Raw genomic sequence first — 12,328 nt, 5'->3', positions numbered from 1 at the left:
TGATGATAAAAATAAATAACTTGTGTAAAAAGTATAATGATAATCAAATATTTAAAAATTTTAATTGTGAAATTAATGAAAACGAAATGGTTGCAATTAAGGGAATGAGTGGAAGTGGTAAAACAACATTATTAAATATAATTGGTTTATTAGATAATGATTATAAAGGAAATATTATTATTAATGGTGTAGATGTTAGCAATCTTAATAGAAAGAAAAGAGAACAGTTTATTCGTGAGAATATAAGCTATTTATTTCAAAATTATGCTTTAATTGACGATGAGTCAATTAAAGATAATTTAATGCTTGCTTTAGAATATGTTAAGATGAATAAAACAGAAAAAAAAGATTTAATCAAAAAGACTTTAAAAAAAGTTGGAATTGAAAAAGATATTAATGAGAAAATATATTCTTTAAGTGGTGGAGAGCAACAACGGGTATCTTTAGCAAGAACTTTATTGAAACCTTCTAAATTGATTTTAGCTGACGAACCTACTGGAAATCTTGATGAGTCAAATCGAAATGATATAATTAAAATATTATTAGAAATGCAAAAGAAAGGTAAAACAATTATCATAGTTACACATGATAATGTTGTAGCTCAAAATTGTAATACAGTTATTGAAATATAGGCTTTTATAAAAAGAAGAAGTTAATTAAATAGGAGAGGAAGTTTATGAAAGTTAAACTTATAAATAAAAAGGTAGCGATAGGATTATTGCTTATATTACTGATTGTCAGTTATAAAATCTATAGCAATAAGCCTGTAAATGAAATTGATACAAGTTTATGTCACATTGAATATGGTGTTCGTTATGGTCTTGATTCTCCAGATAATAAGCATACTGTGATAGTAGATATATGTAAAGAAGATAAAAGTAGTAATGAATCATATATAAAGGGAGAATTGGTAGTTTCAAAAGATCGTGTTTATCACGTTTTAAAAACTATTTATTGGGAAAAAGTAGCTAGCAGTGAAGTATCAAATGGTTTAGATGGTGACGACTATTGGGAAACGTGTGATGTTGAATGGATAGATAATCAACATATCCGAATCAATGGTAGAGTTATTGATATTTATAAAGGTTATGATTATCGAGATAAGGAAAACTAACAGTAATTAAAATAAGTCTGATTAATTTTAAATTGTTATGTTAAAACAGATAGAAATTGAACATAATTTTGGGTTTGCAAAATAACTTGTGGCTTTGAATGAAAGGGACTATTTAATAATATATGGCGATAATATTATTGGATAGCTCTTTTTTATGATAAAAAGTAAAAATAATATTTTAAAAATTTTAGGATTTTAAGCAGTCTTGTTGGAATTAATTTTATTGTAGGTGGATGTTTAGCGGTTTATTATTTTAGAGCTATGGATATGATGGTTTCAATTGTTCTTGTGCTGGCTATAATTATTATTACATGTATGAATTATTTGATCATAAAAAAGTTGATTAAGTTAGATAATTAAATAGCCTAGGTTTAGTTAAAGTAAGATAGAAGTTGGGAAATATTTTTTTAATTATTTACATGGTCAAAATTTACTGTCTGTATATATTAAAGTATGTTATTGAATAAAGGAGGGAGCTCATGGAATTTAAAACTATAAATAAAAAGGTAATTATAGGGGCACTAGCTATATTGTTAATTGTTGTTTTTATTTTTTTAGGGCGTAGTTCAGTAAATAATTTAAAATTTAAGAATATTGTAAAAGTTAATGATCTATACTATGAAAGAACATCTGATGCGGTTTCTTTGGATGAATTAGGTACTGAATTGGGCCAAGTAAAATTGACAACTCCTAAAACTAATGGAAAGTATGAGTTTGTTAATTGTGAAGCAAGTAAATTAGAAGTTGGAACAAAAATCTATAAATTAGAAAATGAAGATTTTATTGCAGTAGAAATACATAGTAGTGATACTATTTATCAAAAATATAAAATAATTTCACCAAATGATATAATTGAAAAATAATCATAATATAGACTATTTTGATTTGTTTATTAATACAGGTAAAATACTTTTATATAAGTTTATTTTACCTTTTTTAAGCATGTTATGATTTTTAAGTGTTGTATTTAGTGATAGTTTTAAATACAGTGATTTAAATAAACCTTTATCTGTAGGAAATAATGTTTTAATTTTTGTGAACTTTTTAAAGGGGTTAAGATTTTTAATATTATTTGTTGTGTATATGTTTAGTATGTAGTTAAATATATGTAAGTCATTTTCAAACTAGTGTTGTCAGTAATTTTTTATGTAACAAAAATGCATATTTTTAGTTGATTATACAATCTAAAATTATTATGCTATAATTCTATCTTTGACAGTTCAACAGTATAAAAAAGTATAGAAAACATTGATATATTCAATATTTTTCATACTTTTTCTTTTTGCTTAGAATATGCGTATTTTATATGTTCTTCGTATTTTTTATTATATTTCTCATCTTCTTTCCTATGATCTCATAATCTGTCCTAAATCCAAATATTTGAGGTAGTTCATCTGTTAGTTATGTTCTTTTATATGCTGGTATATATCCATTATATTGTATATCTACTACTTCCATTTCTCTTAATGTTTTCACAATTTCATTTACTATATATTTTTCTTTTGGTTTCTCTGCCAGTAATCTATAGATGATAAGTGAAATAAAACATAACAAAAAGTGTCCCCTGATACTGTCTTCATTTTGTAAATATACTAGTCTGGCTTTAAAGTCAGTTTTTATTATTCTAAAACACTTTTCTATCTCAAAATAATAGTTGGTGCAGTCATAATAAAGTATAAAGGTATTTCTTTTTTTGATAAAATGACTGTTTTTATATAATACAGCCTAAATACAATCTGATTTATTAGTTAAAACAGATAAAGCTTCATAAACATCACGTAGTTCATATGCAGTTTTTTCTAACAAGGTAGAAGTGAGATCATAAGATGGACGCTTGCTGCTGGGGGGAATATTCTTATATAGATGAGTTCAGATAAGATTGTATTTATATTGTAATTTAATTTATATTTGTTATTAAATATTTTAAAAAGCATAACATGAAAAAATCTATAATATTTAGGAATATAAGTATATATAAAAAATTAATTTTAACAATAACATAACCGTTCAATCATATATTTTAACCATTCAATACAAAAATAAATAAGTTTATATTTTTTATGTTATATTTATAGTGAAATAGATATTTAAACTTAAAAGAAGGTTAATTTATTAAAGTTAAAATAAAATATGAACACACTATTTTACCTTTATTTACAATGAAAATATATAGGTTAGTACTTAAATAGATGAAAATGGAAAAAGGAGAGTGATAAAAAGTATAGTATTGAGAATATTATTTTTAGTAAATTATTAATTCAAAAGGAAGGTGATTATTTATGAAACTAAAAATAAAAAAATTAATTTCTATAACAATTGTTTCTATGTCGATAGTGATATCTGGAATAATAACAGTAAATGCAACTAATCAAGATGATCCTCCATCAGCAAGTGAAGTTTTTAACAAAGAAAAAGTAAAAGAATTAGTAGAAATTGCAAATGATATGCTTATTGAGATGGATAAAGGGATAAATACAAGAGCATCGTATGGTAGTTATCCAACTAGAAAAGGAGTTATTCTCGTTACTCCTGATCCATACAAAGGTGTAAATATTGGACACGCTGGTATTATATATATACCATCTCAAGTGGTTGAAGCTAATGCGACTGGTGTAGAGATAGGGAATAATAATTGGGATAAAAGTAAGGATCAGGCATATGGTGTAACAGTAACATCGGTTACAAATGCACAAGATATAGATGCAGCTAATTGGTGTTATAACCGCAGAGGATTGCCATATAATCCTAATTTTTATAGAATGGACTATAGAGATAAGTTTTATTGTTCCCATTTGATACGATCTGCATATTTGGATCTGTATGGAATAGATTTGAATACTGGTGATTTTGACGTAGCTGGTGCTAAAGCAATTCATCCAATGGAACTTGTAAATGGGCCAAAAACTTCTTTAGTTTATCGGAAAAAATAAAAACTTAGAAGTGCTTATATATTGGAGGTGATAAAAATGAAAAAATATTTATTGATATTATTTTTGATTTTAGGTGGGATATTTTCAGGATGTATTTTCAATAAGGCAAAGGTGAATTTAGATGAGTTTACTGTTGCTGTAATAGAGACTGCTTCAAATAAAGAAAAAAGCAAAATAACATATTATGATTGGGAATTAAAAAAAATGGATTCTTTTAAATATAAATATGCTGAATTTGGAACACATTTTTTAAAACCTGAGTATAGTGAAGATCAAGTCTATATAGTTCCTAAAGGGTTGATGAAAAGACATGATACTAGAAAAATAGTTAGTATTGAAAAAAAGACGGGAAAAGCAACTGAATATTCAATTGATAAAAGTAATATTCAATGTACTGCGGCAAATAAAAAATATGTTTATGCTGGTAGTAATATAAACTTTACTTCATACCTATCTCAATATGATAAAAACAAAAAAACAGAAAGAGAAATTGCATTAGTAGATGAATATTTAGGATTAATAGCACTTCATAATAATTTAGTATTTGCTTTTATTCAAAGTGCCAAACCTGATTTACCAATTGAATCAAGAATAGATGTATATAATGAAAAACTCGAAAAAGTCAATAGTATAAATTTAACAGAGTATGGATGTAGCCATTCTAAATATCTTATCAAAAATGATAAACTTATTTTTTCAAATGCATATACAAAAAATACAACTCCAGAAAGTAGTATAAGTATGCTTGATTTGAATACCTTTGAGATAGTAAAAATTGAGTTAGATGAAGAATATCCAAGTGACATAGTTGATGCTAGTGGAGCAATTGAAGATAATATTATAATAGCTCATACTAGTGAGGTTTTATTAGAAGGAACGAAACTCACATTACTTGATTTAAAAGATAATAGTAAAAAGATAATAGATATTAAAAAACCGATTATGTCAATAGATGTAATTGATAGTCTATTAATTGTATTAACTAACGATAATGAGCTTTGCATATATAACATTAAGGATAACTTTTTGTTAACAGAGAGTATAAAACATAAAGTGGAAGATGGTATGTATTGTTCAGGAATTTTTGTAAATAAAAAAGTTAATTAGGTTTAGAATAAAAGCCAGTATACCTTGTTATGCTGGTTTTTGAGAATTAAAGTTGTAAATAGATTTGATTTCTAATCATGTTAACTTTTATAGTATATAAAAAATAGCTATATGAAAAAATATAATATTATTTATCATAATCTTAATAATTATATTGATTGATTTATATACCGTTATCATTTATAGTAGGTACAGGTTTAGCTATGTATTTATTATTAATTGAAATACCAACTATTGTTTTTATATGTTCAATTATTTTTAGAATGATATATTCATTTAAGATATATTTTGCATTTTTAATAACTATTTTTTTCTTTAATAGTAGCGCTTATATATCTTCTTGGATATAGAATAAGTCTTGTTGGAAGTGCTATTGGAGATAGCATTCAAAATGGATTTAAGTAATTTTTTAAATCGCTATAGTTGAAAAGTTTGACTAATTTGAAGGAGTTAGTCAAATTTTTATATTTATGTTGATTATACAATCTAAAATTATTGTGCTATAATAGCTAAGTTCATGAATAGTTAATAATAAAAAAATATACTATGTCATAGAAATTTAATATTAGAAAGTTTATGTAGGGTATATAAGGGGATTAAGCGGACGTGATAAAGTATTATAACATGTTCTAGTTGTAAAAATAAATTTGAAAAGAGAAGCTGATTATGTTTGGATATGTAGTTGTAAATAAACCAGAAATGAAGTTTAAAGAGTTTGATTTATATCATTCTTATTATTGTGGTTTGTGTAAAACATTGAAAAATAGATTTGGATTAAGAGCACAAGTCTCACTAAATTTTGATATGAATTTCTTAGCTCTTTTACTGACAGGGTTATATGAGCCTGAAACAGAATTAAAGTATGAAAGATGTATTATGCATCCCCTAAAAAAACACCAGGAACGTTATAATCAATGTGTTGATTATGCAGCTAAAATGACAATAGTTTTAACATACTTTAAATGTGAAGATGATTGGCTGGATGAAAGAAAAGTTAGTCGCCAAACATATAAGAAAATAATAAAAAAAGCTTATAATAAGGTTAAAAAAGAATATCCTGATAAAGTAAACAGAATAGAATTATGTTTACATAAAATAAATGATTATGAAAAGCAGGGATTAGATAATTTAGATGAAGTCTCAAAGTACTTTGGAGAAGTCATGGGACTTATTTGTGCATATAAAGATGATGAATGGTATGATGAATTGTATGAGCTTGGTTTTTATTTAGGAAGGTTTATCTATTTTATTGATGCTTATGAAGATATAGAGGATGATTTAAAGAAAGGGAATTATAATCCTTTAAAAAAGATGTATCAAACAAAGCAGTTTGATGAACGATGTAAAGATATTTTAGAGTTAATGATATCTGAGGCAACTATGGCTTTTGAAAGATTGCCAATAATTGAAAATGCTGAAATCATTAGAAATATATTATATAGTGGTGTATGGACAAAATATGAATTAATTAAGAAAAAACGAATGGAAGGTAGGAAATAATGAACCCATATCAAATATTAGGAATAGATCCAAGTGCAAGTGATGACGAGGTAAAAAAAGCATATCGGACATTGAGTAAAAAATATCATCCTGATGCTAATATAAACAATCCAAATCAAGCAGCATATACAGAAAAATTCAAAGAGGTTCAAACTGCCTATAAGACAATAATGGATGATCGTAAACGTGGTTTTACTAACCGTAATTATGGTAGTGGTACAAATACAAGTCAAAGTGGACAATATAGTTATCAATATACTGGTAATGATCAGGCAGCTTTTAATGAAGCCGCAGGTTTTATTAATGCTAGGCGATATCAGGAAGCACTTAATATTTTAAATCAAATTAGAACGCATAATGGAATGTGGTTTTATTATAGTGCAATTGCTGAAAATGGAATTGGTAATAATATAACTGCAGTAGAATATGCTCAAACTGCGGCTCAAATGGAGCCTGGTAACTTGCAATATTTATTATTATTACAACAGTTAAAAGGTGGACAAAGACAGTATCAAACGGGGCAGGAAACATATGGGTCGCCATTTAATGACATGTCATTTTGTTATAATATAATGTTGTGTAGTTGTTTATTAAATTGTTGTGGCTGTAGGGTTTGTTAAAAGGAGAAAATATAAATGGGTAAAGTAATTGGAATTGATTTAGGAACGACTAATAGTTGTATGGCTTATATGGAAAATGGTAAGGCAATGATCATCCCTAATGGAGAAGGGAATAAAACAACGCCAAGTGTAGTAGCTTTTAATCAAGATGGAAAACGGTTAGTAGGTGAAAATGCTAAACGTCAAGCTGTAACAAATCCTGGTAATACCATATCGTCAATTAAACGAGAGATGGGAACTGGTTATCGAAAAACAATTAATGGTAAAGTTTATAGTCCTCAGGAAATATCAGCAATGGTATTACAAAAATTAAAAATAGATGCTGAAACATATTTACAAGAAAAGGTAACTGAAGCAGTAATTACAGTTCCTGCTTATTTTAATGATGCTCAACGTCAAGCAACAAAGGATGCTGGTAGAATTGCAGGATTGGAAGTTAAAAGAATTATTAACGAGCCTACAGCTGCTGCTCTTGCATATGGGTTAGAAAATAGTTATGGTCAAAAAGTGATGGTGTTTGATTTAGGTGGTGGAACTTTTGATGTTTCTATAATTGAAATTGGAAATGGTGTTATTGAAGTTCTTTCTACCTCTGGTGATAATCATCTTGGTGGTGATGATTTTAATGATTGTGTTGCAAAGTATATAGTTGAAGAATTTAAAAGAATTGAGGGAATTGATTTAACTCATGATCAAATTGCTATACAAAGAATTAATGAAGCTGGAGAAAAAGCTAAAATTGAACTTTCAACTATGGTTACTACAATTATTAATTTACCTTTTATTACTAATACAAATATGGGACCAAAAAATTTAGAAATAGAACTAACAAGAGCTAAATTTAATGATTTAACAAGAAGTTTAGTTGATCGAATTGTGATTCCTATGCAAAATGCTTTAAATGATGCTAGATTAACTCCTGAAGAACTAAATAAGATAATCTTAGTTGGAGGTTCTTCAAGAATTCCTGCTGTTCAAGAGAAAATTAAAGAGATTACAGGTAAGGAACCTAGTAAATCTTTAAATCCTGATGAGTGTGTTGCTTTAGGTGCCAGTATTCAGGGAGGAAAGTTATCTGGTGATGTTAGTACAACTGGAAACTTTGATGTATTGTTATTAGATGTGACACCTTTAACTTTATCAATTGAAACAGTAGGTGGTGTAGCAACCCCTTTGATTGAACGTAATACTACTATTCCAACAAGTCATTCGCAGATATTTACAACCTCTGCAAATTTTCAAACTCAAGTTGAAATTAATGTTTTACAAGGTGAAAGGCCACTTGCTAAAGATAATAAGAGTCTAGGTAAATTTAAATTAAAAAAGATTAAACGAGCAATGCGTGGTGTACCGCAAATAGAGGTAACATTTGATATTGATGCAAATGGAATTGTCAATGTATCAGCTAAAGATCTAGCTAGTGGGAATATGCAAAGTATCACTATTGAAAATACATCAAATATGTCAGACATTGATATTGAAAGAGCGGTTAATGAAGCTAAACAGTTTGAACAACAAGATGCAATTATTAAAGAACGTTTGATCTTTAAAAACGAAGTAGAAAATTTAGTTATTTCAATTGAAGCAGCTTTATCAAAAAATGGTAAACAAATTGATAAAGTATTAAAATCAAATATCAAAAATGAATTAACATCTTTTAAAAAGCTTACAAAAAAAATTGATTATGAAACTTGTAATCAAGAAAAATTTGATGAAATTAAAAGTGCAAAAATTAATTTAGAGTCAATATCATCATCATTATTATCTATGTAATAGAACCCTGGGTTAACCAGGGATTTATTATTTTAAGGTCTTTTAATTGTAAAGGGAAATAAGTATAATAAAAGGGAATATTTTGATTTAGTAACTAATGTCTTGTTAACTATTTCACTTGACATTAGTTGTGATTTATGGGATATTTTATCTAATGTACAAGAATTTTGAAATTAAGTAAATGGGGATAGTTAAATGAATGAAATTATTGAGGAAATTCAAAAATTAAAAGAAGAAAGAAATGCTGTTATTTTAGCACATTATTATGTTGATGGAGCGATTCAAGATATTGCTGATTATTTAGGGGACTCTTATTATTTATCTAAAATTGCGGTAAGTTGTCCACAAGATGTTATTGTTTTTGCAGGAGTAGAGTTTATGGGAGAAAGTGCTAAGCTTTTAAATCCTAATAAAACAGTATTAATGCCAGATTGTAATGCTGATTGTCCGATGGCACATATGGTTGATGAGCGTTTTATTGCTCAAATGCGTCAAGAGTATGAAGATTTATGTGTGGTATGTTATATAAATTCGACTGCTCAAATTAAAACTATGGCAGATGTATGTGTAACATCATCAAATGCTAAAAAGATAGTTGAAGCTTTACCAAATAAGAACATTTTATTTATACCTGATCAAAATTTAGGTAAACATATTGCTGCACTTGTACCAGAAAAAAACTTTATTTTCTGTGATGGATATTGTCCAATACATTATTTAGTCACATCTAAAGATATTAAACAAGCAAAAGCATTGCATCCTAATGCCCCAGTGTTAATTCATCCAGAATGTAAACCTGAATGTGTAGCATTAGCTGACTATGCAGGCAGTACGTCTGGTATTATTGATTATGCGACAAATGATCAAGAACATGAAGAATTTATCGTTGTTACAGAAGCAGGGGTAATTCATGAAATGGAAAAATGTAATCCAAATAAAAAGTTCTATTTAGCAACAGATAAATTAATTTGTTCAAATATGAAAAAAAATACATTAGAGAAGATAAGAGATTGTTTAAAGAATAATACTAACCAAGTTAATCTTGATGAAGAATTTATGACTAAAGCTAAAAAACCATTAATAAAAATGCATGAGTTAGCAAAATAAGAGGGTGAATAACAATGAATAATAATTTTGATGTAATCATTGTAGGAACAGGTGCTGCTGGTTTATTTGCAGGACTTTGTTTACCTCATGATTTAAATATCTTAATGATTACAAAAAGCAAAATAGAAAATAGTGATTCCTATTTAGCTCAAGGAGGAATCTGTACATTGAAAAGTGCAGATGATTTTGATGCATTTTATCAAGATACATTGAAAGCTGGGCGTAATGAAAATAATCCAGAATCAGTTAAAATAATGATTCAACAAGCTCCACAAATAATGAAAAATCTAATGGATTTTGGAGTTGAATTTGATCGTGATAGTGAAGGAAATCTAGCTTATACTCGAGAAGGTGCACATTCAGAATTTAGAATCTTACATCATCAGGATGTTACAGGTAAAGAGATTACTTCTAAATTAATTAAACAAATTGAATTGTGTAATAATGTTACACTTGTAGAAGAAGCAACGATGCTGGATATTATTTGTAATGGCAATAAAGTAACTGGAATTATAATGGAAAATAATGGTGATGTTGTTCAAATGAATGCTAAAGTAGTCATTTTAGCTACAGGTGGAGTAGGAGGGTTATTTAAGCATTCTACAAATTTTAAACATATTACAGGTGACAGTTTTGCTATTGCATTAAAAAATAATATTGAGTTAGAAAACATTAATTATATACAAATTCATCCAACAACTTTGTATACTACTAAACCAGGAAGAAGTTTTTTAATTAGTGAGTCAGTTCGTGGTGAGGGGGCATATTTATTAAACCCTGATATGGAACGCTTTGTAGATGAACTGTTACCACGTGATGTAGTAAGTAATGCAATAAAAAAAGAAATGGATAAATATAATTCAGCCCATGTTTATTTATCGGTTATGCATATGGATCATAAACAAATTCAAACTAGATTTCCTCATATTTATAAACAATGTTTAGAAGAAGGATATGATATGTATAAAGAGCCAGTACCAGTTGTTCCTGCACAACATTATTTAATGGGTGGAATTAAAAGTGATACATATGGTAGAACATCAATGGAAAATCTTTATGCTGTCGGAGAGACTGCTTGTAATGGGGTTCATGGTGCTAATCGTTTAGCAAGTAATTCTTTGTTAGAAAGTTTAGTATTTGCAAAACGTGCAGCTGGAGTTATAAAGGAAACTATTAATAATATTGATTTTGATCCAAAATATATTGATGTTAGTGGATATGATAAAGATAAACTGGAACTTGAAAATAAAAAAATAATTATGGATGAAATTAAAAGAAAAGACGGTGAGTTTTATGATAAATGGTGTAAATCTTAAGATTAATATTGATGATTATATTTTAAATGCTTTAAAAGAAGATATTACAAGTGATGATGTTACTACTAATGCTGTTATGCCTCATGCTAAATTAGGGCATGTTGATTTAATTTGTAAACAAGATGGAATTATATGTGGACTAGAGGTTTTTAAAAGAACTTTTAAATTATTAGATAGTAACAGTAAGTTTATTACTAAATATCATGATGGTGATAAAATAAAAGCTGGAGACTATATTGGAGAAGTAATTGGTGATATTAGAGTATTATTGTCAGGAGAGAGAGTAGCTTTAAATTATTTACAAAGAATGAGTGGTATTGCAACATATACCCATGAATCAGTGGAAGTTTTAAAAGGGTTTAAAACAAAGTTACTTGATACTCGTAAAACAACACCAAATAATCGGATTTTTGAAAAATATGCGGTTAAAGTTGGTGGTGGAACAAATCACCGTTATAATTTATCAGATGGTATTTTGATTAAAGATAATCATATTGGAGCTGCGGGAAGTATTACAAAAGCAATAGAAATGGCTCGTGATTATGCACCATTTGTACGTAAAATTGAAGTAGAAGTAGAAAATTTAGAACAAGTTAAAGAAGCATTAGAAGCAAAAGCAGACATTATTATGTTAGATAATATGAATAATCAGATGATGAAAGAGGCGGTTGCTTTAATTGGAAATAAAGCACAAAGTGAATGTTCTGGTAATGTTACTAAAGAAAGATTATTAGAGATAGCTGAAATAGGAGTAGATTTTATTTCTTCTGGAGCAATTACTTATGCTGCACCAATTCTTGATTTTTCAATGAAAAATTTAAAACCATATTAGATACTGGAATCGTCAGTATCTTTTTTTTT

The 12,328-nt window shown here is 27.6% G+C and carries 11 protein-coding genes and 1 pseudogene; 11 read left to right on the top strand and 1 reads right to left on the bottom strand.

All coding sequences use genetic code 11. From position 1 onward, the window contains the following. Positions 1–2 precede the first annotated feature (2 nt). The 3 genes from BMW96_RS01835 (at position 3) to BMW96_RS01825 (ending at position 1,977) form a co-directional block, all read left to right on the top strand. Complete coding sequence (locus BMW96_RS01835; protein ID WP_092351925.1) at positions 3–632, top strand: putative bacteriocin export ABC transporter; 630 nt, start codon at positions 3–5, stop codon at positions 630–632. Positions 633–676: 44 nt separating this feature from the next. Further along, positions 677–1,114, top strand: coding sequence for a hypothetical protein (locus tag BMW96_RS01830; protein WP_092351923.1), 438 nt, complete (start codon positions 677–679; stop codon positions 1,112–1,114). A 479-nt stretch (positions 1,115–1,593) separates the two neighbouring features. Further along, positions 1,594–1,977 (top strand): hypothetical protein, encoded by a 384-nt coding sequence (locus BMW96_RS01825; RefSeq protein ID WP_092351921.1) that lies wholly within the window; start codon positions 1,594–1,596, stop codon positions 1,975–1,977. A gap of 439 nt (positions 1,978–2,416) precedes the next feature. Here BMW96_RS01825 and BMW96_RS14755 read toward each other — a convergent pair. Then, positions 2,417–2,761, bottom strand: a pseudogene (locus BMW96_RS14755) (IS1634 family transposase); the annotation flags it as partial. A 632-nt stretch (positions 2,762–3,393) separates the two neighbouring features. Here BMW96_RS14755 and BMW96_RS01820 point away from each other — a divergent pair. The 8 genes from BMW96_RS01820 to nadC all read left to right on the top strand — a co-directional run bounded on the left by BMW96_RS01820 (position 3,394) and on the right by nadC (position 12,299). Beyond that, positions 3,394–4,044 carry a hypothetical protein gene (locus BMW96_RS01820; protein ID WP_092351919.1) on the top strand — a complete coding sequence of 217 codons (651 nt, stop codon included), beginning with the start codon at positions 3,394–3,396 and terminating at the stop codon, positions 4,042–4,044. 36 nt (positions 4,045–4,080) lie between these two features. Then, positions 4,081–5,151, top strand: coding sequence for a hypothetical protein (locus BMW96_RS01815; protein ID WP_092351917.1), 1,071 nt, complete (start codon positions 4,081–4,083; stop codon positions 5,149–5,151). A 666-nt stretch (positions 5,152–5,817) separates the two neighbouring features. Next, positions 5,818–6,651: a DUF5685 family protein gene (locus tag BMW96_RS01810; RefSeq protein ID WP_092351915.1), complete on the top strand. Its 834-nt coding sequence runs from the start codon at positions 5,818–5,820 to the stop codon at positions 6,649–6,651. Further along, entirely contained in the window at positions 6,651–7,271 is a 621-nt protein-coding gene (locus BMW96_RS01805) for a J domain-containing protein (RefSeq protein WP_092351913.1), read from the top strand. The genes BMW96_RS01810 and BMW96_RS01805 overlap by 1 nt, the downstream gene beginning before the upstream one ends. A 15-nt stretch (positions 7,272–7,286) precedes the next feature. Continuing rightward, a complete protein-coding gene (gene dnaK / locus BMW96_RS01800; RefSeq protein ID WP_092351911.1) occupies positions 7,287–9,044 on the top strand; it encodes a molecular chaperone DnaK in 1,758 nt (585 codons plus the stop codon). Positions 9,045–9,239: 195 nt separating this feature from the next. Further along, positions 9,240–10,151 (top strand): quinolinate synthase NadA, encoded by a 912-nt coding sequence (nadA, locus tag BMW96_RS01795; protein WP_092351909.1) that lies wholly within the window; start codon positions 9,240–9,242, stop codon positions 10,149–10,151. Positions 10,152–10,165: 14 nt separating this feature from the next. Further along, positions 10,166–11,467, top strand: a complete 1,302-nt coding sequence (locus BMW96_RS01790; RefSeq protein WP_092351907.1) for an L-aspartate oxidase — start codon at positions 10,166–10,168, stop codon at positions 11,465–11,467. Beyond that, on the top strand, positions 11,445–12,299 hold the full coding sequence (gene nadC / locus BMW96_RS01785) for a carboxylating nicotinate-nucleotide diphosphorylase (RefSeq protein ID WP_092351905.1): 855 nt from the start codon (positions 11,445–11,447) through the stop codon (positions 12,297–12,299). Before BMW96_RS01790 ends, nadC begins: the two co-directional genes overlap by 23 nt. Positions 12,300–12,328: the final 29 nt, after the last annotated feature.

Source organism: Thomasclavelia cocleata, assembly GCF_900102365.1.
Lineage (GTDB): Bacteria > Bacillota_I > Bacilli_A > Erysipelotrichales > Coprobacillaceae > Thomasclavelia > Thomasclavelia cocleata.
This window is presented reverse-complemented; position numbering and strand designations above follow the sequence as displayed.